Annotated in this window: 22 protein-coding genes and 1 tRNA gene; 19 read left to right on the top strand and 4 right to left on the bottom strand. The window is 64.9% G+C overall.

What is annotated here, in order from left to right:
- The first annotated feature begins 148 nt into the window (after positions 1-148).
- From AC07YR_RS16360 to AC07YR_RS16270, 19 genes are all read left to right on the top strand, one after another.
- Positions 149-1,258: a BMP family lipoprotein gene (locus AC07YR_RS16360; protein WP_494734578.1), complete on the top strand. Its 1,110-nt coding sequence runs from the start codon at positions 149-151 to the stop codon at positions 1,256-1,258.
- 185 nt (positions 1,259-1,443) lie between these two features.
- Positions 1,444-3,033: an ABC transporter ATP-binding protein gene (locus AC07YR_RS16355; RefSeq protein WP_494734577.1), complete on the top strand. Its 1,590-nt coding sequence runs from the start codon at positions 1,444-1,446 to the stop codon at positions 3,031-3,033.
- Positions 3,026-4,474 (top strand): ABC transporter permease, encoded by a 1,449-nt coding sequence (locus AC07YR_RS16350; RefSeq protein ID WP_494734576.1) that lies wholly within the window; start codon positions 3,026-3,028, stop codon positions 4,472-4,474. The genes AC07YR_RS16355 and AC07YR_RS16350 overlap by 8 nt, the downstream gene beginning before the upstream one ends.
- On the top strand, positions 4,471-5,814 hold the full coding sequence (locus tag AC07YR_RS16345) for an ABC transporter permease (RefSeq protein ID WP_436057013.1): 1,344 nt from the start codon (positions 4,471-4,473) through the stop codon (positions 5,812-5,814). Before AC07YR_RS16350 ends, AC07YR_RS16345 begins: the two co-directional genes overlap by 4 nt.
- A 5-nt stretch (positions 5,815-5,819) precedes the next feature.
- On the top strand, positions 5,820-6,224 hold the full coding sequence (locus AC07YR_RS16340) for a cytidine deaminase (RefSeq protein ID WP_494734575.1): 405 nt from the start codon (positions 5,820-5,822) through the stop codon (positions 6,222-6,224).
- Positions 6,221-7,543 (top strand): thymidine phosphorylase, encoded by a 1,323-nt coding sequence (locus AC07YR_RS16335; RefSeq protein WP_494734574.1) that lies wholly within the window; start codon positions 6,221-6,223, stop codon positions 7,541-7,543. Before AC07YR_RS16340 ends, AC07YR_RS16335 begins: the two co-directional genes overlap by 4 nt.
- 97 nt (positions 7,544-7,640) lie before the next feature.
- The gene (locus AC07YR_RS16330; protein WP_494734573.1) at positions 7,641-8,273 is read left to right on the top strand and encodes a DedA family protein; all 633 of its coding nucleotides are present in this window, start codon (positions 7,641-7,643) and stop codon (positions 8,271-8,273) included.
- A 140-nt stretch (positions 8,274-8,413) separates the two neighbouring features.
- A complete protein-coding gene (locus tag AC07YR_RS16325; RefSeq protein ID WP_436057016.1) occupies positions 8,414-9,157 on the top strand; it encodes a DedA family protein in 744 nt (247 codons plus the stop codon).
- A gap of 69 nt (positions 9,158-9,226) precedes the next feature.
- Entirely contained in the window at positions 9,227-10,381 is a 1,155-nt protein-coding gene (locus AC07YR_RS16320; protein ID WP_436057017.1) for an adenosine deaminase, read from the top strand.
- A 67-nt stretch (positions 10,382-10,448) separates the two neighbouring features.
- Positions 10,449-11,105 carry a MazG nucleotide pyrophosphohydrolase domain-containing protein gene (locus tag AC07YR_RS16315; RefSeq protein WP_494734610.1) on the top strand — a complete coding sequence of 219 codons (657 nt, stop codon included), beginning with the start codon at positions 10,449-10,451 and terminating at the stop codon, positions 11,103-11,105.
- Positions 11,106-11,227: 122 nt separating this feature from the next.
- A complete protein-coding gene (eno, locus tag AC07YR_RS16310) occupies positions 11,228-12,508 on the top strand; it encodes a phosphopyruvate hydratase (protein ID WP_055804127.1) in 1,281 nt (426 codons plus the stop codon).
- Positions 12,509-12,594: 86 nt separating this feature from the next.
- Positions 12,595-13,344: an FtsB family cell division protein gene (locus AC07YR_RS16305; protein ID WP_436057018.1), complete on the top strand. Its 750-nt coding sequence runs from the start codon at positions 12,595-12,597 to the stop codon at positions 13,342-13,344.
- Between the two features lie 130 nt (positions 13,345-13,474).
- The gene (locus tag AC07YR_RS16300; protein ID WP_494734609.1) at positions 13,475-14,161 is read left to right on the top strand and encodes a DUF501 domain-containing protein; all 687 of its coding nucleotides are present in this window, start codon (positions 13,475-13,477) and stop codon (positions 14,159-14,161) included.
- Entirely contained in the window at positions 14,158-15,105 is a 948-nt protein-coding gene (locus AC07YR_RS16295; protein WP_494734572.1) for a Ppx/GppA phosphatase family protein, read from the top strand. The genes AC07YR_RS16300 and AC07YR_RS16295 overlap by 4 nt, the downstream gene beginning before the upstream one ends.
- A gap of 47 nt (positions 15,106-15,152) precedes the next feature.
- Complete coding sequence (locus tag AC07YR_RS16290) at positions 15,153-16,532, top strand: S8 family serine peptidase (protein ID WP_436057020.1); 1,380 nt, start codon at positions 15,153-15,155, stop codon at positions 16,530-16,532.
- A 52-nt stretch (positions 16,533-16,584) separates the two neighbouring features.
- Positions 16,585-18,054, top strand: a complete 1,470-nt coding sequence (locus tag AC07YR_RS16285) for an NAD(P)/FAD-dependent oxidoreductase (RefSeq protein ID WP_494734571.1) — start codon at positions 16,585-16,587, stop codon at positions 18,052-18,054.
- A gap of 66 nt (positions 18,055-18,120) precedes the next feature.
- On the top strand, positions 18,121-19,071 hold the full coding sequence (locus tag AC07YR_RS16280) for an N-acetyltransferase (protein ID WP_436057022.1): 951 nt from the start codon (positions 18,121-18,123) through the stop codon (positions 19,069-19,071).
- Positions 19,072-19,091: 20 nt separating this feature from the next.
- A tRNA-Leu gene (locus AC07YR_RS16275) sits at positions 19,092-19,165 on the top strand.
- Positions 19,166-19,335: 170 nt separating this feature from the next.
- Positions 19,336-20,685 (top strand): ABC transporter substrate-binding protein, encoded by a 1,350-nt coding sequence (locus AC07YR_RS16270; RefSeq protein ID WP_055804108.1) that lies wholly within the window; start codon positions 19,336-19,338, stop codon positions 20,683-20,685.
- Positions 20,686-20,873: 188 nt separating this feature from the next.
- Here AC07YR_RS16270 and AC07YR_RS16265 read toward each other — a convergent pair whose 3' ends face one another.
- The 4 genes from AC07YR_RS16265 to AC07YR_RS16250 are packed head-to-tail and all read right to left on the bottom strand — an operon-like array spanning position 20,874 to position 24,948.
- Entirely contained in the window at positions 20,874-21,644 is a 771-nt protein-coding gene (locus tag AC07YR_RS16265) for an ABC transporter ATP-binding protein (protein WP_055804107.1), read from the bottom strand.
- A complete protein-coding gene (locus AC07YR_RS16260) occupies positions 21,641-22,690 on the bottom strand; it encodes an ABC transporter ATP-binding protein (protein WP_494734570.1) in 1,050 nt (349 codons plus the stop codon). The genes AC07YR_RS16265 and AC07YR_RS16260 overlap by 4 nt, the downstream gene beginning before the upstream one ends.
- The gene (locus AC07YR_RS16255) at positions 22,687-23,655 is read right to left on the bottom strand and encodes a branched-chain amino acid ABC transporter permease (RefSeq protein WP_028270465.1); all 969 of its coding nucleotides are present in this window, start codon (positions 23,653-23,655) and stop codon (positions 22,687-22,689) included. Before AC07YR_RS16255 ends, AC07YR_RS16260 begins: the two co-directional genes overlap by 4 nt.
- 9 nt (positions 23,656-23,664) lie before the next feature.
- Positions 23,665-24,948 carry a branched-chain amino acid ABC transporter permease gene (locus AC07YR_RS16250; protein WP_028270464.1) on the bottom strand — a complete coding sequence of 428 codons (1,284 nt, stop codon included), beginning with the start codon at positions 24,946-24,948 and terminating at the stop codon, positions 23,665-23,667.
- Positions 24,949-25,132 lie beyond the last annotated feature (184 nt).

Genomic DNA, 25,132 nt, shown 5'->3' with positions numbered 1-25,132 from the left:
TCCAGGCCACTAAAGTAACTGTCATCAGTGCGCCTCGGCGCAGTGCTGCGAACCCATCAGTGAAAACAGAATTTCAGTGTGGAGCATTCGAAACGGACACTCATTGAACACCCGTCGTAGCGCCTATCTCTTTGTTCCTGGAGGAAAATTGAAGAACTCACTGCGTGCAACCCTCAAGCGCGGTTCAATGACCGGCGTCGCCACCGCCGGGGCGGCAGCTCTCCTGCTGACCGGCTGCGGGGCTGCCCCGGAAGCCGGCAGCACCGCAAGCGCCACCGCAAGTGACTACACGGGCTGCATCGTGTCCGACTCCGGCGGATTCGACGACCAGTCGTTCAACCAGTCCTCCTATGAAGGCCTCAAGAAGGCTGAGAAGGACCTCGGGATCAAGGTCAACCAGGTCGAATCAAAGACCAACAACGACTTCGAGCCGAACCTCCGCGCCATGGTCACCGCAGGCTGCGACCTGACCGTGACCGTCGGCTTCCTCCTCGGCGACGCCACCAAGGCGCAGGCCACGGCCAACCCGGACAGCCACTTCGCCATCATCGACTTCGGCTACGAGACCCCCATCAGCAACGTCAAGCCGATCATCTACGACACCGCCCAGGCCGCCTTCCTCGCCGGGTACCTGGCTGCGGGCTCCACCAAGACCGGAACGGTGGCCACCTTCGGCGGCATTAAGATCCCCACCGTCACCATCTTCATGGACGGCTACGCCGATGGCGTCAAGTACTACAACGAGAAAAAGGGCAAGGACGTCAAGGTCCTTGGCTGGGACAAGGCCAAGCAGGACGGCAGCTTCACCGGTGACTTCGAAAAGCAGGACAAGGGCAAGCAGCTGACCCAGAACTTCCTGGACCAGGGCGCCGACATCGTGATGCCCGTTGCCGGCCCCGTGGGCAAGGGCGCAGGCGCCGCGCTGAAGGAAGCAAAGGCCGCAGGCAAGGACGTCAAGCTCATCTGGGTTGACTCGGACGGCTTCCTGACCGCTCCGGATTACAAGGAGCTCATGCTCTCCTCAGTCATGAAGCAGATGGGTGAGGCTGTTGAGACTGTTGTAAAGGAAGACAAGGACGGCAAGTTCACCAACACGCCGTACGTCGGCACGCTCGCCAACGACGGCGTCCAGCTGGCTCCGTTCCACGCCCTGGAGTCCCAGGTTCCCGCGGAGCTGAAGTCTGAACTGGACCAGATCAAGAAGGACATCGTTGACGGCAAGCTGAAGGTCGAGTCGGCAGCGAGCCCGAAGGCCTAACTTCCTACGCAAAGCGCCACCACCCGGTTGGTCATTGACTTCCGGGCGGTGGCGCTTTTCGTTGGGCGTCAGCTTTTCCGAGGAGCGCCGCCCGCTCCGCCAAGGGCTGCAGGCACTAGGCTGGTGCTGCAGCCACATATCCCGTCCGGGCACATTTTCCGGACGCTTCGAGATTGGTCAGAGTTTTGAAACTTGAACTCAGAGGGATCACCAAACGCTTCGGCTCCCTTATTGCCAACGATCACATCGATGTGGTTGTTGAACCCGGGCAAATTCATTGCCTGCTTGGTGAAAACGGCGCTGGCAAGTCCACGCTGATGAATGTCCTCTACGGACTTTACGAGCCCAGTGAGGGCGAAATCCTGGTGGATGGCAAGGCCGTCACTTTCCGCGGCCCGGGCGATGCCATGGCTGCCGGCATCGGCATGGTGCACCAGCACTTCATGCTGGTTCCCGTGTTTACTGTTGCGGAGAACGTGGCGCTCGGCGCCGAAACCACCAAAGCCGGCGGCTTCCTCAACCTGGACGACACCCGCCGGAAGATCAAGGAAATCTCCGACAAATACGGTTTCGACGTCGACCCCGACGCCCTGATCGAGGACCTCCCCGTGGGCGTCCAGCAGCGAGTGGAAATCATCAAGGCACTGGTCCGTGATGCAAAGGTGCTCATCCTCGATGAACCCACCGCCGTGCTGACACCGCAGGACACCGACGAACTCCTGGACATCATGCGCCAGCTGAAAAGCAACGGCACCTCGATCGTCTTCATCTCGCACAAACTCCGCGAAGTGAAGGCTGTTTCCGACACCATCACGGTCATCCGCCGCGGCAAAGTGGTGGGCACTGCAGATCCCGGCGCGTCCACCACCGAGCTTGCCTCCATGATGGTGGGCCGCGCAGTGAACCTGACCCTGGACAAGGCCCCGGCGAAGCCGCAGGAAACCACGTTCCAGGTCAAGGACCTCACCGTGATCGCCCCCACCGGCCAGCATGTGGTGGACGGCATCAGTTTCGACATCGCCCGCGGCGAAATCCTCGCCGTGGCAGGTGTGCAGGGCAACGGCCAGACAGAACTCACCGAAGCCATCCTTGGCCTGCAGGAACGCTGCCACGGATCAATCCTGCTGGACGGCGAGGAGCTCCTGGGCCACAGCGTCAAGGAAGTACTCCGGGCCGGCGTCGGCTTCGTTCCGGAAGACCGGACCGTTGACGGGCTGATCGGCACCTTCTCCATCGCGGAGAACCTGGTCCTGGACCTTTACGACCAGGCTCCCTACGCCAAGGGCATCAGCATGAGCCCGGCCAGGATCCTGGAAAACGCCAAGTCCCGGATCGACGAGTTCGACGTCAGGACACCTTCCGGGTCACTGGCCGCGGGAACGCTTTCCGGCGGGAACCAGCAGAAAGTGGTCATGGCCCGGGAGTTGTCCCGGCCGCTGCGGCTGTTCATCGCCTCCCAGCCCACCCGCGGCGTGGATGTGGGATCCATCGAGTTCCTGCATAAACGCATCGTGGCCGAACGCGACCGGGGCACTCCGGTCATGATTGTGTCCACCGAACTCGATGAAGTGATCGAACTCGCGGACCGAATCGCCGTGCTCTACAAAGGCAAGCTGGTGGGCATCGTGCCCGCAGGCACCGGCCGCGACGTCCTGGGCCTGATGATGGCGGGGCTTTCCCCGGAAAGCGCCCACGCGGACACCGCCCACGCGGACTCCGCCCACGCGCCCGTACAGACTTCCACCTCCGGTGCCGAAGGAGGCGACCATGAGTGAACAGGACCAGCCCAAGCACGTGGCTGACGAAAATACAACGGAAAGCCCGGCCACCCGGGCACCGGAACGCCGGGCACCGGAAAGCCGGGCAACGGAAGACACTGCACCGGAAACCGCTGCACCCGGACCCAAGACGCCGGCCGAAGACGCAGCAGCCGCGACCGCACTGGACACAGCCGGCGGCGCGATGCAGCCCTCGGCAGTTCCCGTCTCGGCCCAGAGCGGCGTTGTTCCTGGCGGTGCGGACACGTTGGTCCGGCGGATCTTTACCGGCAGCGGCATCGTGTCGGTGCTCGCCGTCCTGCTTGCCCTGATCCTCGGCGGACTCCTCATCGCCAGCACGGACAAGCAGGTGGGCGCCACCGCGAGCTACCTCTTTGCCCGCCCCTCGGACTTCCTCTCGGCCGTCTGGACTGCCGCGACCCGTTCGTATGTCGCGCTGTTCCAAGGCTCGGTGTTCAACCCCCGCGGCTCCAGCGTCGCTGTGCAGTTTGCTCCGCTGATGGAAACCCTCACCATCGCCACTCCGCTGATCACGGCCGGCCTCGGCGTCGCACTGGCATTCCGCGCGGGCCTGTTCAACATCGGTGCGCAGGGACAGATCATCATGGCCGGCATCCTCGCCGCCTGGGTCGGCTTCGCGCTGCACCTGCCGCTGGGCCTGCACCTGCTGCTGGTCCTCATTGCCGGCATCGTGGGCGGTGCCCTCTGGGGCGGACTCGTGGGCCTGCTGAAGGCCCGCACCGGCGCCCACGAGGTCATCCTGACCATCATGTTCAACTACATCGCCCTGTACTTCCTGCGCTACCTCCTGAACACGCCGGCCTTCCAGCGGCCGGGGGAGTCCAACCCCATCTCGCCGATCCTGGATCCCAGCGCCGTTTATCCGCAGATCCTCGGTACGCAGTACCGGCTCCACCTGGGCTTTCTCCTGGCCATCGCCGCCACCGTTTTTGTCTGGTGGCTGCTCAACCGCTCCACCGTCGGCTTTGAATTCCGCGCAGTCGGGGCCAACCCCAAAGCGGCTCTGACTGCGGGCATCAACGTGCCCCGGGCCACGGTCCTGGTCATGGGGATCGCCGGTGCCCTTGCCGGCATGTCAGGCGTGGCGCAGGTCGCGGGAACCGAAAAGGTCCTCACCGACGGCGTTGCGGCAACCTACGGTTTCGATGCCATCACCGTTGCACTCCTGGGACGTTCGACGCCGTGGGGCACCTTCGCTGCCGGGCTTCTGTTCGGCGCCTTCCGCGCCGGGGCGGTGCAGATGCAGATCCAGACAGGAACCCCGATCGACATTGTGCTCGTGGTCCAGTCCCTGATCGTTCTGTTCATCGCGGCTCCGCCGCTGGTGCGTGCCCTCTTCGGGCTCAATCCCCGCAAGAAGAAGGCCGCAACGGCCGGTAAGTCCAAGAAGGCAGCCACCACCGGAGGTGCAGCATGAGCACAACAGCAACATCGCCCGTTCCGGGAAAGCCGCAGCAGGGAAAACCGCAGCCGGGAACACCGGAGTCGGCCAGCGAGAAAGCCCCCGCCATTTCGGCAAAGCCCGTGACCTGGAAGGTGCCGGTCCTGCTTGCCGTGCTCGGCGTCGTCGCCTTCATCTTCTTCGGTGTCATGGGACCCAACCAGACGGCCAGGTTCGGGATCTCCTCAAGCGGCGACTTCTTCCAGCTTCCGGCCATCGAAGTGCCAGCCTTCCTAGGCGGAATCGTCCTGTCGGTCCTGATGCTGGGCCTGGCCGGTTATGCCGTGTACCTCAAGACGCGGAACGAGGCCTCTCCCGGCTGGCTGCCCATCGTCTTTATCGTGCTCTTCGTGGCAGCGTTCCTGATCTGGGTGGTGGGCGGCGCCCGCACGCCGAGCATCTCGCTTGCCGGGCTCATCGCCGGTTCCGTGACCCTCGCGGTCCCTCTCGTGTTCGGCTCCCTTTCCGGTGTTCTTTGCGAACGCGTCGGCGTCGTCAATATCGCCATTGAGGGCCAGCTGCTCGGCGGTGCATTCACCGCCGCAATGGTGGCCACGCTGACCAAGAGCCCCCTCGTCGGGCTGCTGGCAGCGGCAGTGGCCGGCGCCGTTGTCTCCATGGTGCTGGCAGTCTTCAGCATCAAATACCTGGTCAACCAGATCATCGTGGGCGTGGTGCTCAACGTCCTGGTCTCCGGCCTGACAGGCTTCCTCTTCAGCACGGTGATGCAGGCCGACAAGGCCCAGTTCAACTCGCCGGGCCGGCTGCCCATCATCGACATCCCCGTACTGTCCAGCATCCCGGTGATCGGCCCCATCCTCTTTAAGCAGTCCGTCGTGGGGTACCTGATGTACATTGCGGTCATCGTGGTGTGGATCGGCCTCTTCAAGACGAAGTGGGGCCTGCGGGTCCGGGCTGTCGGGGAACACCCGCAGGCGGCGGACACCATGGGCATCAAGGTCAACGCCACCCGCTTCTGGAACGTCACCCTCGGCGGTGCAGTTGCAGGCATTGGCGGTTCCTTCTTCACCCTGGTGGCCATCGACAGTTTCACCAAGGAGATTTCGGGCGGACGCGGCTTTATCGCGCTTGCCGCGTTGATCTTCGGCCGGTGGAACCCGATCGGTGCCTTCTTCGCCGCGCTGCTGTTCGGCTTCGCGGACAACCTGCAGAGCATCGTGACCATCATCGGCACGCCCGTTCCGAGCCAGTTCATGGCCATGCTGCCGTACCTGGTGACGGTGCTTGCCGTGGCCGGACTCGTGGGCCGCTCCAGGCCTCCGGCCGCCAGCGGCATACCGTACGTCAAGGGTTGATGGCGGTGGAACGCAACGCGGTGGACTGGACGGCGCTCGAAGCAGCCGCCGTTTCCGCCATGAAGAACGCGTATGCGCCGTATTCGAAGTTCGCGGTGGGGGCGGCTGCCCTCACGGCGGACGGCCGGATCGTCAGCGGCTGCAACGTGGAAAACGCCAGCTACGGACTGACCCTGTGCGCCGAATGCGCCCTCGTGGGCAACCTGCACATGACCGGCGGTGGCAAGCTGCGCGCCTTCTACTGCGTGGACGCCGGCGGCAACGTCCTGATGCCGTGCGGGCGCTGCCGCCAGCTGCTGTACGAATTCCGGGCGCCCGACATGGAACTCATGACCACGCAGGGAATCAAGACAATGGACCAGGTGCTACCCGATGCCTTTGGTCCCCAACACCTGGAGGAACCCCGGTGACACACACCCCAAGCAACACTGAAGCGTTCGACGCTGTCGACATCATCCGCATCAAGCGGGACAAGGGCGTCCTGAGCCCGGCCCAGATCGACTGGACTATCGACGCCTACACCCGGGGCGCCATTGCCGACGAGCAGATGGCTGCCTTGAACATGGCCATCCTGCTCAACGGCATGGACCGCGCGGAAATTTCGCGGTGGACCGCTGCGATGATCGCCTCCGGCGAACGGATGGACTTCTCCGCCCTGCGGCGCCCCGACGGCGGCGTGAAGCCGACGTCGGACAAGCACTCCACCGGGGGAGTGGGGGACAAGATCACGCTCCCGCTGGCACCGCTGGTGGCTGTCTTCGGCGTGGCCGTTCCGCAGCTCTCCGGGCGGGGACTCGGCCACACGGGCGGCACCCTGGACAAGCTGGAATCGATCCCGGGTTGGCGGGCAGCACTCAGCAACGACGAAATGATGGCCCAGCTGCAGGACGTAGGGGCCGTGATCTGCGCCGCCGGCGCGGGTCTGGCGCCCGCGGACAAGAAGCTCTATGCCCTGCGTGACGTCACGGGAACGGTGGAGGCGATCCCGCTAATTGCGTCCTCCATCATGAGCAAGAAAATCGCCGAAGGCACCGGCTCGCTGGTCCTGGACGTCAAGGTGGGAAGCGGTGCCTTCATGAAGGACGAGGCCCGCGCCCGGGAACTGGCCGAGACCATGGTGGCCCTGGGCAAGGACGCCGGCGTCAACACGGTGGCCCTGCTGACGAACATGGACACGCCCCTGGGCCTCACCGCCGGCAACGCCATCGAGGTGGAGGAATCCGTCGAGGTGCTGGCCGGCGGCGGCCCGGAAGACGTCGTCGAACTGACGGTCCGGCTGGCCGAGGAAATGCTGGCCTGCGCCGGAGTCCACGATGCAGACCCCCGCGCGGCGCTCAAGGACGGCCGGGCCATGGACGTGTGGAACCGCATGATCGAGGCGCAGGGCGGGGATCCCCGGGCCAAGCTCCCCGTTGCCAGGGAATCCGAAGTCATCTACGCTCCGGCCGACGGTGTCCTCGTAGAGCTCGATGCCCTGGCGGTGGGCGTTGCCGCCTGGCGGCTGGGTGCAGGCCGCGCGCGCAAGGAGGACCAGGTCCAGGCCGGCGCGGGCGTCAGGCTGCACGCCAAGCCCGGTGCCGTGGTCCGTGCCGGAGAACCCCTGATGACGCTGCTGACAGACACACCGGAGAAATTCGGCCGCTCCAAAGAGGCCCTTGAAGGGGCCGTTGTGGTTGCGCCGGAGGGCTCCCGGCCGGCGCAGAAGCTCATCATCGACCGCATCGCCTGATCCCGTGACTCTTCCCGGCCGGCTCCCTTCGGGGGCGCCACCGCCCGCCCGCAGACCGGCCGGGGAGAAAACGGGCGGCCCCGGCCGTTAGGAAACTGTGCAGGCTATCAACGACTTCATTCTCGCGGCGGCGGGGCAGCACTGGGTGCTCTTCCTGGTGCTGGCTTGCTGCGTGATCGACGGGTTCTTCCCGCCGATCCCCAGCGAGTCGGTAGTCGTTGGCCTGGCGGCCGTGGCAGCGACCGCGGACGTCCCCAATCCGTGGCTGCTGATGCTCGTGGCCGCGCTGGGTGCGTTCAGCGGCGACAACATCGCCTACCTGATCGGTCGCAAGGTGGGTACCCGCAGGTGGGGGTGGATGCGCGGGCCGCGAATGCAGACCGCCTTCCACTGGGCCGGGAATGAACTGAGGAAACGGCCGGCGTCCCTGGTACTCGTGGCCCGCTTCGTCCCGATCGGACGGGTTGCCGTCAACCTGACGGCCGGTGCCACCCGCTTCGCGCACCTGCGTTTCGTGGGCTTGACAGTATTGTCCGCAGCCCTGTGGTCCTCGTATTCAGTATCCATCGGCCTGTTCTTCGGGCAGTGGTTCGAAGACAACCACCTGCTGGGCGCCACCATCGCCATCGTCTGCGCGATCCTGCTCGGCATCATCGTGGACATCCTGATCAGCCGCCTCCGCGGCCGGCTGCCTGAGGAACCCGCGGAAGAATCAGCGGCAGGCCCCTGACCTGCTGTGGGGGCCGCCCTGCACACCGCCGGGAGACACATGACGGCGGGTGAGCTTTCGCGGCTCTAGCGTAGCGGATTATGCCGCTGCCATGGGACACTAATAGCGATTTCCGTCACTTCATAGGAGCAGGGCCCCGCGTGGAATTTATCAATGAGGCAGTGCTCCATGCCGCAGGCCAATGGTGGATTTATCCCATCCTGCTGGTGTTCTTTTTTGTGGACGGTTTTGCGATGGTTGTCCCCAGCGAAACACTCATCGTGGCCCTTGCGGCGTTTTCACGCCAAAGCGGTGAACCCAATCTCTGGATCCTCGGCGCCACCGCCCTGGTCGGTGCCATCGCCGGAGACAACATGGCCTACATGCTCGGCCGGAAGATCGGGCTTGAACGCTGGCGCTGGATGCGGAAGCCCAAGGTTCAAAAGGTCTTTGCCTGGGCCCACTACGAGTTGGAGAAGCGCGGCGCCGTCCTGATCTTCACGGCCCGGTACATCCCGTGGGGCCGCGTGGCGGTCAACTACGTTGCCGGCACCACCGCTTTCCCGCACCGCAGGTTCTTCGTCCTGGATGCCTGTGCCTGTGTCACATGGGTGGGTTACTCAATCGGGATCGGCCTGCTCGCCAGCTCCTTCCCGTTGCTGCATGACAACCCGCTGCTCGGGGCCGGCATTGCCGTGGTGTTCGCCATCATCCTCGGCATCATCATCGACCACCTGCTGCGCTGGTGGCACAAGCGGCTGGGCCGCCACGATCATGTTGCATCCGGCCAGGAATCCAGTGAGGAATCAGCGGCAGAACAGGGTGCACGTGCTGAGCGGGAGGCGGTGGTGGAGATCGCGCCGTTGGCCGTTCCCGCCGTCGTCGAAGTGGAAACGCGCCGCTGAACCGGGGCCGCCGCTAAAGCCGCCGCTTTCCGGGTGGCGCCGGACGCCGTCCGACCCTAAGGTTGGTACGTGACTGAGCCTATTCTTGACGCTGCCCCTGCCATCGACTTCGACCTCAAGAGCCTCCCCAAGGTATCCCTGCACGACCACCTGGACGGCGGCCTGCGCCCGGCCACCATCATCGAACTGGCGGAAGCCGTGGGACACACCCTGCCTTCCACCGATCCCGTGGCGCTGGGGGAGTGGTTCCGCGAATCCGCAGACTCCGGCTCCCTGGTCCGCTACCTCGAAACGTTTGACCACACGATCGCCGTGATGCAGACCAAAGAGGGCCTCTTCCGCGTGGCCAAGGAATTCGTGGAAGACCTTGCCGACGACGGCGTCGTGTACGGCGAAGTCCGCTGGGCACCGGAGCAGCACCTGCAGAAGGGCCTGACGCTGGACGAAGTGGTCGAGGCCATCCAGGAAGGGCTCGACGCCGGCGTGGACGCCGTCGCCGAAACCGGCCGGGAGATCCAGGTGGGCCAGCTCATCACGGCCATGCGCCACGCTGACCGCGGCCAGGAAATTGCCGAACTGGCCGTCCGCCACCGCAACAACGGGGCCGTGGGCTTCGACATCGCCGGAGCAGAGGACGGGTTCCTGCCGTCCCGCTTCCGTGATGCGTTCACATACCTCGCCCAGCACAATTTCCCCGCCACGGTCCACGCAGGCGAAGCAGCAGGCCTGGAAAGCATCCAGTCTGCCCTCGTTGACGGCCGGGCGCTGCGCCTCGGCCACGGCGTGCGCATCGCCGAGGACATCACCGTTGAGTTCGACGACGAAGACGCTGACGCAGAGACCGACGAAGCCGATGCCAACATCGGCATGGTCACCCTCGGCGAGCTCTCCAGCTGGATCCGCGACCGCGGCATCGCCCTGGAAATCTGCCCGTCCTCCAACCTCCAGACCGGCGCTATCTCAGGCTTCGGCGAAGGCATCGAAAGCCACCCGCTGGACATGCTGTACCAGCTTGGCTTCAACGTCACCATTAACACCGACAACCGCCTGATGAGCGGGGTGACGCTCACCGACGAATTCGAACTGCTCGTGGAGACGTTCGACTACGACCTGGACGACATCCTCGAGCTGACGCTCAATGCCGCCGAGGCCGCCTTCCTGCCGCTGGAGGAAAAGGAAGCACTCGTTGAGTACATCAACGACGCCTACGCCAATCTTGCCTAAGGAAGATTCCGTCCCGGTTTCCTCCCTGGTGGCCGTGATTGCCGCCCTCCGGGAGCACTGTCCCTGGATGGGGGCGCTGACCCACGAGTCACTGGTGGAGTACCTCCTTGAGGAGGCCTTTGAAGTAGCCGAAACAATCGAAACCGGCGCCGACGAGGCCGAGCTCCGAGGCGAGCTGGGCGACGTCCTGCTCCAGGTGGTGCTGCACGCCCGCCTCGCCGAGGAGCGCGGCAGTTTCGCTTTCGACGACGTTGTCCGTGGCCTCACCGCCAAGATGATCCGCCGGAATCCGCACGTGTTCCGGCCGGACGGCTCGCTCCAGGACACTTTCCCGGCCAGCGTGGAGGAGATCGTCCGGAAATGGGACTCCATCAAGCGGGCCGAGAAACCGGAACGCGGTGATCCTTTCGAGGGAATTCCGCAAGGTCTCCCGGCCCTGGCCCGGGCCCAGAAGTCACTGGACCGGGCGGCAAGGGCGGGGTTTCGACGGGCTCAACCACTTATGGTGGAGCAGGCCAGTCCGGTGGTTGAGGATGTCCACCCGGTGGTTGAGCTGGTCGAAACCCTGGACTCCGAACAGCAACTCGGCGAGCTGCTGCTGGCCGTCGTGGCCGCTGCCCGGACCCGGGGTTTTGACGCCGAACGCGCCCTCCGCGCGGCAGTCCGGCAGTATCAGGACAGCCACCGCCCCATTAACCCAGCTGGGCCACGGACGGGATCATGACGTCCGGGTGCTGGATAGGTTTCCGTAACCTGCACCACTCTCGACTACGCTAGTCCCTGACGAGGACGTCGAGTTTTTCCGCTAGTTTCCCAGTAAATCGCTTCACCATAAGGAGCATATTCATGGCGCTTATCGATGCCATTCACGCCCGCGAGATCCTCGATTCCCGTGGCAACCCGACCGTAGAAGTTGAAGTCCTGCTTTCCGATGGCCAGATCGGCCGCGCAGCAGTGCCCTCCGGCGCCTCCACCGGCGAACACGAGGCCGTGGAACTCCGCGATGGAGACAAGGGCCGCTACCTTGGCAAGGGCGTCCAGAAGGCCGTCGACGCCGTCATCGACCAGATCGCACCGGCACTGACCGGATTCGACGCCACGGACCAGCGCAGCATCGACCAGGCCATGATTGACCTGGACGGCACCCCCAACAAGGGCAAGCTCGGCGCCAACGCCATCCTGGGTGTTTCCCTGGCCGTGGCCAACGCCGCTGCAGCGTCCGCTGACCTGCCGCTGTACAAGTACCTGGGCGGCCCCAACGCGCACGTCCTGCCCGTTCCGCTGATGAACATCCTCAACGGCGGCTCGCACGCCGACTCCGACGTGGACATCCAGGAATTCATGATCGTCCCGATCGGCGCCGAGACCTTCTCCGAGGGCCTGCGCTGGGGTGTCGAGGTCTACCACAACCTCAAGTCCGTCCTGCAGGCCAAGGGCCTCTCCACCGGCCTGGGCGACGAGGGCGGCTTCGCGCCGAACCTTCCGTCCAACCGTGCCGCACTGGACCTGATCCAGGAAGCCATCAAGAACGCCGGCTACACCCCGGGCAAGGACATCGCCCTGGCCCTGGACGTCGCCTCCTCCGAGTTCTTCAAGGACGGCGCCTACCAGTTCGAAGGCAAGGCCCTTTCCGCCACCGAGATGAGCGCGTACTACGCCGAGCTCGTGGCCGACTACCCGCTGGTTTCCATCGAGGACCCGCTGGACGAGAACGACTGGGAAGGCTGGAAGACCCTCACCGACAGCATCGGTGACAAGGTCCAGCTCGTGGGCGATGACCTCTTCGTCACCAACCCGTCCATCCTGCAGCGCGGCATCGACACCAAGACCGCGAACTCGCTGCTCGTCAAGGTCAACCAGATCGGTTCCCTGACCGAGACGCTGGACGCCGTGTCGCTGGCCCAGCGTGCCGGTTACACCACCATCACCTCGCACCGCTCCGGCGAAACCGAGGACACCACCATCGCTGACATCTCCGTTGCCACCAACGCGGGACAGATCAAGACCGGCGCCCCGGCCCGCTCCGAGCGAGTCGCCAAGTACAACCAGCTGCTGCGCATCGAAGAGGAACTCGACGACGCCGCACGCTACGCCGGACGCAGCGCTTTCCCGCGTTTCAAGGGCTAGCATCCAAAAAAACAGCTGACCGGTGGCTATGGTTGAAAGACCATGGCCACCGGTTTTTGTTTGTGGTCCGCTTTTGAAGGAGTGTCATGGCCACCCGCCGTCCCAAGGTTCCCAGGGCTACGCCCGCGGCGCGTCAGTCAAAGGACGCCGACGACGGCGCTGACGTCATCCGCGCCGATTTCGGCGCGACGCGGCACGTGCCCGCTGCCGGGGAGGCGAAATCGCCCGCCGCGAACACACCGGCCGGGCGAGCGCCCGCTGCGCAAACGCCCGTGACCAAATCGCCCGCTGCACAAGGAAAGTCCACCACTGCCGGACGGCTGGGGGCTTCGGTCAAGGCCGGGGTTGCCGCCGGCAAACAGGCGGCCCGCCGTCCGGACGGCAGCAGGCAGCCCGGCCAATCCTCGGGTAGCGACGCCAGGGACGGGGCGGATAACCAGGATCCGGTGCCTGCCAAGGCCTTTTCCGGCCGGATGCTGGCGCTGGCCGTCGTCATGATTGCCATCACCATCATGCTGGCCCCCACCGTCAAGATATTCATCGACAAAAGGGCGGAGATCGCAGCACTGGAAGCGGATATCGCGGCACGGAAAGCGGAGCAGGAGGGACTGAAGCTCCAGGTCTCCCGGTGGCAGGACCCGAACTACGTGAAACAGCAGGCCCGAGACCGCATTAACATGGTTATGCCGGGAGAGACCGGCTACTGGGTGTTTGGCAGCGATCTGCCGGCCGGGACCGCCAGTGGCCAGGGCGGCACAGGATCAGCACAGGACCCGGCAAACCTGCCATGGGTGGACTCGCTTTGGGAGTCCATCAGGCGCTCGGCAACAGACTAGAGGCGGTGCCCTCCGCCGGCTTTCCCTCGGGTCAGCCTCCAAGGGCAGGAAGGCGGCCGCGCCAGTGGACCAGCATGCAGTAGGCGACAACGCTCCGGACGGGCACCCGGCAAGAAACGAGGCCTCGACGGTGCCCGGGTACAGCCACCCGTCCGCCCGCGACCTGGACGTCCTGAGCCGCCAGTTGGGGCGTCCCGTGCGCGACGTCGTCGAAATTCCCGCGCGCTGTGTCTGCGGCAACCCCTTGGTCGCGGCGACGTCGCCGCGGCTCAGCAACGGAACCCCGTTCCCCACCACGTTCTACCTGACCCACCCGGTCATCACATCCGCGGTGTCGCGCCTTGAGGCCGCCGGCCTGATGAACCGGATGAACGAACGCCTGGCCGGGGACTCCGGACTCGCCGCCAGCTACCGTGCCGCCCACGATGCGTATCTGGTTTCCCGTGCGGAAATCGGCGAGCGGTCCGGCATCGGCGCCGTGCCCGAGATTGACGGCATCTCCGCCGGCGGCATGCCCACCCGGGTCAAGTGCCTTCATGTCCTGGTGGGCCATTCTCTTGCTGCCGGTCCCGGAGTCAATCCGCTGGGCGATGAAGCACTCGAGGCCATCAGCGAATGGTGGACCGCGGACCGTTGCTACTGCGACGGCGCGTGGGACACCGGCGGAGAAGCGCCCTCACAGGACCTCAGCCGGCACGGGCCGCAGGGCCTGCCCCAGATCGTGGGCCGTCCGGCACCCGTGCGCAACACGCACCGGCACGCTGAAGAGAACTCCGCTGAAGAGCAAACCGACAACTCCACGGAGGCCGCCAAGTGACCCGCGTTGCCGCCATCGACTGCGGAACCAATTCCATCCGGCTCCTGATCGCCGACGTGGCCGGGAACGGGAGCAGCCCGAAGCTGACCGACGTTGTGCGCGAAATGCGTGTGGTCCGGCTGGGCCAGGGCGTGGACGCAACCGGAGAGCTGGCCCAGGAAGCCCTGGACCGGACCTTCGCTGCCACTGCCGACTACGCCGCGCTGATCCGCGAACACGGGGCCGGGAAGGTCCGCTTCGTTGCCACCTCCGCCACGCGCGACGCCAGCAACCGGAAGGTATTCGTGGACGGCATCCGCGAGATTCTCGGCGTGGAACCTGAAGTGATTACCGGCGACGAAGAGGCTGCCCTGTCCTTCGCCGGTGCGAGCAGTGTACTTCCGTCCCGCGGCGCCGACCCTGTCCTTGTGGTGGATCTCGGCGGTGGAAGCACCGAATTCGTGCTCGGTGACGCCAACGGCGTCATCGCCGCCAAGTCCGTTGACGTCGGCTGCGTCCGGATGACGGAACGCCACCTCCGCAACGACCCGCCGTCGCCGGAGCAGGTCACTGCGGCGGAAGCCGACGTCGACGCCGCCATCAGCGAGGCGGGACTGGCCGTTCCGCTGGACCGCACCACCGTCGTCGTCGGCGTGGCGGGGTCCGTCACCACCATTACGGCCCACGCGCTCCGGTTGCCGGAATACTCGCCTGCGGCAATCCACGGCGCGGAACTGCCGCTTGAGGCTTTTGGCGAGGCGTGCACGGATCTGCTCGGGATGACCAAGGCCGAACGGGCCGGGCTTCCCTACATGCATCCGGGCCGGGTGGACGTCATCGGTGCCGGCGGATTGGTCTGGCGGCGCGTCCTGGAGCGCCTCGCTGAGGTAACGGAGGGAAGGATCACTTCGGCTGTCGCCAGCGAACACGATATTCTCGACGGAATTGCCCTGAGCATCAGCTAGACGTGGCATCAGCTCATGACTTCGCACGTACAGCCGATTGGACCCGAATGACCAGAGCAACAACCCGCTGGGGCCGGATGGCCTCTGCCGTGACTGCAATTGCCCTGGCCACAGGCAGCCTGGCGACGTCCCTGATCGCTGCACCGGAAGCCCGTGCGGATTCATGGCGGGACAAGCAGTACTGGCTGGCCGAGTCCGGCATCACCAAGGCGTGGGAGGTTTCCAAGGGCGCCAACGTCAAAGTTGCCGTCATCGACAGCGGCGTGGATGCCAAGCACCCCGATCTGAAGGGCGCCGTGGTGGGCGGGAGCGACGCCTCCGGGGCAGGCAGCGCGGACGGGCAGAAGAGCATCGGCTCGAAGCCCGAGCACGGCACGCTGGTGGCAACCATGCTGGCCGGCCGCGGGCACCAGCCGCCGAAGTCCACGGCTAGTCCCGCACCCGGCGCCACTGCTGCACCCGGCCCCGACGGAATCGTAGGCGTGGCTCCGGAAGCGCAGATCCTGTCCGTGTCCACGTGGCTTGGTTCCCAGAACCCCGGCGGGAAGACCGACCAGGAACAGATTCCGGCGGCCGTCCGCTGGGCCGTGGACAACGGCGCGCGCGTGATCAACATTTCGCTGGGCAGCACCTCGCCCGAATGGCCGCAGAGCTGGGACGCAGCATTCCTCTATGCCGAGCAAAAGGACGTGGTCATCGTGGCCGCAGCGGGCAACCGGGTGGGCGGCAACGTCCAGGTCGGAGCGCCGGCAACCATCCCGGGCGTCCTGACCGTGGCGGGCCTGAACCGCGAGGGTGCCGCCAGCATCGATTCGTCCTCCCAAGGCATCAGCATTGGCGTGGCCGCACCGGCCGAAAACCTGATCGGCGGGATGCCGGGGGACGGCTATGCGGAATGGGCCGGCACATCCGGCGCCACACCGATTGTGTCCGGCGTGGCGGCTCTGATCCGTTCCAAGTGGCCGGAGATGACGGCCAGTCAGGTCATCAACAGGATTGTCACCACGGCCAAGGACGCCGGGGCGCCGGGCAAAGACCCCATCTACGGGTTCGGCGTGCTCAACGCGGAAGCCGCGCTAAAGGAGGATGTGCCCGAAACGAAGGTGAATCCGCTGGGTACCGTGGCCGACTGGATCAGGATCCACCGCCGGGGTGAGGCGGCCGCAACCGCCCCCGCCGCAGAGCCCACCGACAGCCCCACCAGCGCGCCTCCCACGCTGCCCGCGGCCACGGTACCGGTGGCTGAGGCGCCGTCCCAGATGGACAGCGCCGTGCCGGCCGTGGTGGTCATCGGCTTCGGACTGCTGTTCGCGGGCATCATCGGGGGCGCCGCATTCCAGCTGCGACGGGCCACTAGGAACCCCGGAAATGTGCCCGACGAGCCGGAGACCGGAGTGCTGGACAAGGTGGACTCGAACGGAACGTAACGGCGACGATTTAGTTAGTGAAGATTTTCACAAACTACTGTATTCTTGAGTCATGGCAACAACCCCACAGCTCCAGGACCGTCCCAGGGTACTCGTCGTCGGCGGCGGGTACGTCGGCCTGTACGTAGCCCTCAAACTGCAGAACAAGATCGCGAATGCCGGTGGCATCGTCACCGTCGTTGATCCGCTGCCCTACATGACTTACCAGCCCTTCCTGCCGGAAGTTGCCGGCGGAAACATCGAGGCGCGCCACGCTGTCGTCTCGCACCGTCAGCACCTGAAGCAGACGGAACTTATCCAGGGCCGCGTCACCTCGATCGACCATGCCAACCGGACCGCCGTGGTTGCCCCGTCCGACGGCGGACCGAACTTTGAGGTGCCCTACTTCGACGTCGTCATGGCCGCAGGCGCCATCACCCGCACGTTCCCCATCAAGGGCCTGGCGGACAAGGGCATCGGCCTGAAGACCATCGAGGAAGCCGTTGCGCTGCGCAACAAGGTCCTCGAGCGGATTGAAGCCGGTTCCACCATCACCGATCCCGCACAGCGCGCCCGTGCCCTCACCTTCGTGGTGGTTGGCGGCGGCTTCGCCGGCATCGAATGCATCACCGAGATGGAAGACCTCGCCCGTGCGGCGGTCAAGAACAACCCCCGAGTCAAGCAGGAGGAAGTCCGCTTCGTCCTGGTCGAAGCCATGGGCCGCATCATGCCCGAGGTCACGGCCAAGCAGGCCGACTGGGTCGTGGAGCACCTGCGCAGCCGCGGCATCGAGGTCCTGCTGAACACCTCGCTGGACAATGCCGAGGGTTCCCTGAAGCTCATCAACCTTCCGGACAAGACCCCCGCCCAGGAATTCGAGGCGGACACCCTTGTCTGGACTGCCGGTGTGCAGGCGAACCCGATGGTCCGCTCCACCGACTTCCCGCTGGAGCCGCGCGGACGCGTCCGCGTTCTTCCGGACCTGCGCGTCGCAGGCGACGAAGGCATTATTGAGAACGCCTGGGCTGCCGGCGATATCGCCGCCGTTCCGGACCTCACGGGCAGCGGCCTGCCCGACGGTACCTGCGTGCCGAACGCGCAGCACGCCCTTCGCCAGGCCAAGCGCCTCGCGAAGAACCTGTGGGCCTCCCGCTGGGACAAGGAGCTCAAGGACTACAAGCACAAGAACCTGGGCGCCGTTGCCGGCTTCGGCGAATGGAAGGGCGTTGCCAACATCAACCTCCTGGGCCGCATCGGGCTGAAGGGTCCGCTGGCCTGGCTGGCGCACCGTGGTTACCACGGCATGGCCATGCCCACGTTCGAGCGCAAGTTCCGCGTGATTTTCAACTGGATCCTGAGCTTCTTTGTTGGCCGCGACACCACGCAGCTGATCGACCTGGAGAACCCGCGCGGAGCCTTCGTCTCCGCGGCCGCTCCGGCGCCCAAGCCGGCTGCTGCTCCGGCCGCACCGGCGGCTGACAAGCCGGCCGAATCCGGCAGCAACAGCGGTCAGAAGCAGACCGTGTCGGCTGACACCAAGTAGCTGCGCACCTCCGTCAGCGGCGGCCGTTCCCCCGGGGAACGCCCGCCGCTGTTGTTTAATGGCTCAATGACTGGTGAAAAGGACATCCGGACCCTGCTGGCATCCATCCATCCCGTGCTGCGCGAGGGGGAATATGTATATGTCCTGTGGCCGTACGGCCGGCCCCTCGCGCCGGGAATCGAAGCTGCCGTCCGGGAAGCGGAAGGGCTCACGGTAGTGCTGCCCCGGGCCGAAGCGGACAGGCTGGAGCTGCGCTACGACTTTGTAGCCGCCTGGATCACGCTTCAGGTGCATTCGTCGCTTGAAGCCGTCGGACTGACAGCGGCCGTCAGCGCGGCGCTTACCGACGCCCGCATCAGCTGCAACGTCCTCGCCGGGTTCCATCATGACCATCTCCTGGTTCCAGTGGCCGACGCCGACCGCGCCCTGGAAATACTGCACGAACTTGCCGCCCAGAGCTCCGACCAGCCCGCGCCCGCTCCCGCACTCGTCCTGCGTACCGAGCAGCCGGCGGACAGGCCGGCGATCCTGGAACTCACGGCGGCGGCTTTCTCGGTGTCGCCCGCAACGGGGCTGCCCGTGGACGGCGAACCGGTGGAAGTGGGGTTGATGAAGCAGTTGTTCGACTGTGACGAGTACCTGCCTGAGTTCAGCATCGTTGCGGAACAGAACGGCGAAGTCGTGGGCCACGTGATCAGCACCCGGGGCTGGGTGGGGGACCTTGAGCTGCTGGGCCTCGGCCCCATCGGCGTGGTGCCGCGGTTGCAGCGGCACGGCATCGGTTCGGCCCTCATCCAGGAAACCGTGGCCCGCGCGAATGCCGCGGGGGAGAGGGGCATCGCCTTGCTGGGCGGCCCGGAGTACTACTCCCGTTTCGGCTTTGTGCCGTCGGTCTCGCTGGGCATCGACCCTCCGACGGCCGAGTGGAGGGACTCGTTCCAGGTGCTCCCGCTCGCTGTCTGGCCCGGAGGCATCCACGGGACGTTCCGGTACGCCGCGCCCTTTGAGCGGCTCTGACGGGATACCATTGACCGGGCGCCCCAGTAGCCCAATTGGCAGAGGCAGCGGACTTAAAATCCGCGTGTTGTGGGTTCGAGTCCCACCTGGGGTACAACTTTTCTCCTCCACGCCCCGTGGTGTCCCATATGCAACGACTGTTATAAGGATGTGACCATAGTCACTTATGTTCGCGGGGAATTTGCACTAGCTTGAATCTAAATCAGGTACACCTGGTAATTCGCATCAAAGGCCGTTCGCACCTTTCGATCGAGGAGACTCTCAATGATTTCACTCCCCCAGGCGGCGCCGCGTGTCGCTAAGCTGACAGCGCTTAGCATCGGCGTCGCCCTTCTGGCTACGGCTTGTGGCGGCTCGTCCACCCCGAGTTCGACAGGCTCCACCACTCCCGCAGCATCCGGAATTGCCTGCCCGGCGCCGAGCGCCAGCGGCAGTGCCACCACCGGAGCAGGCGCAGGCGGCTCGGTTCCGGCCTCGACCACCACAACCGACACACCCCTCAAGATTGGATCGCTCCTGCCGACAACGGGGTCGCTGGCGTTCCTCGGCCCGCCCGAAATTGCCGGTGTCAACCTTGGCATCAAGGAAGTCAATGACGCAGGGGGCGTACTGGGCAAGCCCGTCGAGGTGATCCACCGCGACTCCGGTGACACCAAGACGGACATCGCCACCCAGTCCACCACGGCGCTGCTTGGCAGCGGTGTCAGCGCCATCATCGGCGCTGCTTCCTCGGGCGTTTCCAAAACCGTCATCAACCAGATCACGGGCGCCGGCGTCATCCAGTTCTCGCCTGCGAACACTTCTCCTGACTTCACCACGTGGGATGACAAGGGCCTCTACTGGCGCACGGCTCCTTCGGATGTGCTGCAGGGCAAGGTGCTCGGCAACTACATGGCTACCTGTGGTGCCCAGACCGTCGGCATGATCGTCCTGAACGACGCCTACGGCACGGGCCTGGCAAAGAACGTCAAGTCTGCGTTCGAAGCCGCCGGCGGCAAGGTCGTTGCCGAGGAGCTCTTCAACGAGGGCGACTCGCAGTTCAGCAGCCAAGTGGACAAGGTCATCGCAGCCAAGCCTGACGCCATTGCCCTGATCACCTTCGACCAGGCCAAGAGCATCGTCCCCCTGATGACCGGCAAGGGCATCAAGGCAACCCAGATGTTCCTGGTGGACGGCAACACGTCGGACTACAGCAAGGACTTCCAAGCGGGCACGCTGAAGGGCGCCCAGGGCACCATCCCGGGCACGTTCGCCAAGGACGACTTCAAGAAGAAGCTGCTGGCCATTGACCCGGCCCTGAAGGACTACAGCTACGCTGGCGAGTCCTACGATGCCGTCAACCTGATTGCACTGGCAGCCGAGGCCGCGAAGAGCACCAAGGGCACCGACGTCGCCAAGCAGCTCAAGGCAGTCTCTGAAGCCGGGGAGAAGTGCACCGACTTCGCATCCTGCGTGACACTGCTCCGCAACGGCAAGGACATCGACTACGACGGCCAGTCCGGTCCGGTGACCTTCTCCGACGCAGGCGACCCCACGGAAGCCTACATCGGCATCTACGAGTACCAGGATGACAACACCTACAAGCCGTCCAAGGAAGAATTCGGCAAGCTGTAAAGCCGACTCAACCTAGATAGCACGAAAGCCCCCGTCCAGCCGGACGGGGGCTTTCTGTTGCCCGGGGAGCGGCTTCGGGGGCCTCCTTCAGCATCCTTCAAGCGCCCCGCGAAGGCAGCACACGGCCCGGGCACGCAGGAGGGCCGCCACCGGACGGTGACGGCCCTCCTGCGGCTCCTGGTGGCGGCTTAGACCTCGTCCGCCAGGGTGCCGAGGTACAGCTGGATCACCTTGGGGTCCTTCATGAGTTCCCGGCCGGTGCCCGTGTAAGCGTCCTTGCCCTGGTCCAGCACATAGGCACGGTCGCAGATCTGCAGGCAACGGCGGGCGTTCTGCTCCACCATGATGACTGAAACGCCGGCCCGGTTGATCTCGTGGACCCGCAGGAAGGTTTCGTCCTGTTTGACGGGGGAGAGGCCTGCCGACGGCTCATCGAGCAGCAGCACAGCGGGTTCCATCATCAGCGCTCGTCCCATCGCCACCATCTGGCGTTCACCGCCGGACAGCGAGCCGGCCCGCTGGGCGCGTCGCTTGCCGAGCTCCGGGAAGAGGCTGGTGACGAAGTCGAACCGTTCCGCGAAATCCTTGGGCCGCTGGAACATGCCCATCTGCATGTTCTCTTCGATGGTCAACGTGGCGAACACGTTGTTGTTCTGCGGGACGAAGCCCACACCCTTGGACACGAGCTTGTTGGCCTTGAGCCCGGTGATGTCCTGGCCCCGGACCACCACGGACCCTGAGTGAACTTTCACCAGGCCGAACATGGCCTTCAGGAGCGTGGACTTGCCGGCGCCGTTGGGCCCGATGATGCCGATCAGTTCACCCTTGCGGGCCTCGATGCTGCAGCCGTTGAGGATGTTCACGCCGGGGAGGTAGCCCGCCACCAGGTCGGTGACCTTGACGACGGATTCGTCCGCTGCAGCTGGTGTGGCGGCCGCGGCAGCACTGGTGGCGCTCATTCGGTGTCCTTCTTCCTGGTTTCGGGCGTCACCGTGTCAGCGTCCGTTTCAGGGGCGATGACGTCGACGGCGATGATGCCGGCGTTCTCGGTGCCCACGATTGACTCCTCGTCGGCCACGAGCTCGGCAGCCAGTTCCTTGATGCCTTCAGCGTCGCCCAGATCCACGTCGTGGTGGGCGCCCAGGTAGGCATCGATCACGGCCGGGTTTTTCATGACCTCAACCGGCGGACCTTCGGCGACGATCTTGCCCTCGGCCATCACCACAACCCAGTCGGCGATGTGGCGCACCATGTTCATGTCGTGCTCGACGAAAAGCACGGTCATGCCTTCCGCCTTGAGGTTCTTGATGTGGTCAAGGAGGGACTGGGTCAGCGCCGGGTTGACGCCGGCCATGGGCTCGTCCAGCATCACAAGCTTGGGCCTGACCATCAGTGACCGCGCCATCTCGAGCAGCTTGCGCTGGCCGCCGGACAACGATGCCGCGTAGTCGTCCTTCTTCGCGTCCAGTTTGAACTTCTCCAGCAGGACGTTCGCCTGTGCTGTGATTTCCTTTTCCCGGCCGCCCCACATGCCCTTGAACAGCGCCTTGGAGAGCCGCTCACCGGGCTGTTCCGAACCGCCCAGCCGCATGTTCTCCATGACGGTCAGTTTGCCCATCACCTTGGTCAGCTGGAAGGTGCGGACCATGCCCATCCGGGCCACTTTGTAGGGGGAGACGCCCGCGAGGCTGTTGCCTTCAAACTGCCACTTGCCGGAGTTCGGCGTGTCAAAGCCGGTCAGCAGGTTGAACAAGGTGGTCTTGCCGGCGCCGTTGGGTCCGATCAGCGCAGTGATTTTGTGCCGGGGGATCTCTAGGTATTCGACGTCGACGGCGTTGATGCCGCCGAAGCTGCGGGTGACGTTTTCGGCGACGACGATCGGATCCCGCTTCTTGCAGCCCGGAGCCGTCTCGCCGGCGGCGATCGGCCGGGTGTCCGTCATGTAATCGATGTTTTCGGTGCTACCCGTGCCTTTTACTGTTGGCACATTATGTTGCTCACTCATGCGAACGCCAACTCCTTTTTGTTGCCGAAGACGCCCTGGGGCCGGAAGATCATCAGCAGCATCAGGGCGACACCCACCAGGATGTAACGCAGCTGCCCGGCCTGGACCGTGTTCAGCCACGTCACAGCGCCGGATTCAATCAAGCCGTAGAGGATGCCCTGGGTGAGCGAAAGCACCACCCAGAAGATCATGGCGCCCACGACGGGGCCGAGCACCGTTCCGAGGCCGCCCAGCAGCAGGCACGTGTACAGGAAGAACGTCAGTTCAGTGCCGTAGTTGGCCGGCTGGACTGCACCGCGGGGAAGGGTGAAGATCATGCCGGCGAGGGCGCCGAGGACGCCGCCGATGACCAGCGCCTGCATCTTGTAGGCGTAGACGTTCTTGCCCAGCGAGCGGACGGCGTTCTCGTCTTCGCGGATACCCTTGAGGACGCGTCCCCACGGGCTCCGCATCAGGAGCCACACCAGGGTGCAGCAGATGATCACAAGTCCCCAGCCCACAACGCGGATGAAGAAGTCCCTGTTGTTCATGCCGAAGTAGGAACCTTCCGGGAACGGGTTCATGGCATAGAACCCGCCTTCGAAGGCGGCCAGGCCGTTGGCCGACCCGGTGACGGACGTCAGCTGGTTGGTGGTGACGATGTACCGGACGATTTCCGCCGCCGCGATGGTCACGATGGCAAGGTAGTCGGCACGCAGGCGCAGGGTCGGGATACCCAGGAGCAGCGCGAAGATCGCCGAGCAGATGACGGCGATCAGCAGGCCGACGAAGAACGGCACACCGAAAGTCAGCGTGGAGATGGCGAAGCCGTAGGCGCCCACCGCCATGAAGCCGGCCTGCCCGAAGTTCAGCAGGCCCGAGTAGCCGAAGTGAACGGCGAGGCCGAGGGCGGCAAGCGCGTACGCCGCCGTCGTCGGGCTGAACAGTTCACCGGCAGCGCTGGAAAAAATGAAACCCAAGTCCATGGCTGTCTCCTAACCCACGCGCTCGCGTCGGCCCAGGATGCCCTGCGGCCGGAACAAGAGGACAACAATCATGATGAACAGTGCTCCCACATATTTGAGGTCGGCGGCTAGGCCGAACACGGTGGTCAGCTCCACGAAGATGCCGACGATGATGGATCCGATCAGTGCACCGAAAACGGTGCCGAGGCCGCCCAGGGTCACACCCGCGAAGATAAGCAGCAGGATCTGTGAGCCCATGTCGAACGTGACGCCGGGCCGGTAGTAGGCCCAGAGGATGCCGCCGAGGGAGGCGAGCATGCCGCCGGCCACCCAGACAATCCGGATGACGTTGTCCACGTCGATGCCGGAGGCTGCCGCAAGGGCGGGGTTGTCGGCCACTGCACGGGTGGCCTTGCCCAGGCGGGTCTTGAGCAGGATGAACCCGATCAGTGCGATCACGACGGCACTGATGACGAGCGACCACAGGTTGTTTGGCGAGATGGACACCGGGCCGATCTGGATCTCGGAGCTCTGGGCGTACGGCAGCTGCTGGGTGGATCCGCCGAAGTAGAACTGAATGACGTAGCGGACTGCCAGCGCAAGGCCGATGCTGACGATCATCATGGGGACCAGGCCGGTCCCGCGGCGGCGCAGCGGCTTCCACAGCCCTGCATCCTGGACGTAGCCGAACAGGCCGCCGCCCAGTAGGGCAAGGACCACCGCCAGCCAGAACGGAAGGCTCATGGCATTGAAGGCGAAGACCAGCACCGCACCGAACGTCACCATTTCGCCGTGGGCAAAGTTGGTGAGGCCGGTTGTTCCGAAGATCAACGAGAGTCCGACCGAGGCCAGGGCCAGAAGAAGGCCGAAGCTAAGCCCGGCTACGAGCCGGTTGAGCAGGTTCTGGCCGAAGTCCTGTTGCTGGACCACGATGCCTTTTCCAAAGGCGAAGATCACTGACAGGTTGGAGGTCTGGCTGAACGTGACCTTTCGTGGATTTTCCTGGCCGTCGGCGAGCTTGATGCCTTCGGGGAGAGTGGATTCGTCGAGTTCCACTTCGTAAGTGCCCTGGACCGGAACTCCGATGGTCCATGAGCCGTTGGCGCCTGATTTTGCGGTCCCGGTGAAATCGCCGCTCTTGGCGGTGATCGTAACGTCAGCGATAGGTGCACGTGCATCGTCCCGAAGGAAGCCGCTGATGCTGTTCTGGAACTGCTGGTTCGACGGGGATGGTGTCGGTGAGGGGGTGGTGGCCTGCGATGCCGGGGCAACGACGAGGAGAATTGCAACGACAGCGGCAAATACAGCCCCCATCGTCTTCAGCAATCCGCCGCGCCGTCTGTGCGACAGGCCTCTCGTTGTGCTTCTCAAAATGAAAACCTCCACATGGGGGTGGACTGGGTTGCGCCTTTACAACCACTGCGAACGGTGCGGGGGACGTAGTCGTGGCGCCAAATATGCGGTCGTTAAACCGAATACCTTGTGATGTCAGTCACCC

Source organism: Arthrobacter sp. GW460-12-1-14-TSB2 (genome assembly GCF_059423525.1).
Note: the sequence above shows the minus strand (reverse complement) of the source record. Positions and strands in the feature narration are given on the sequence as shown.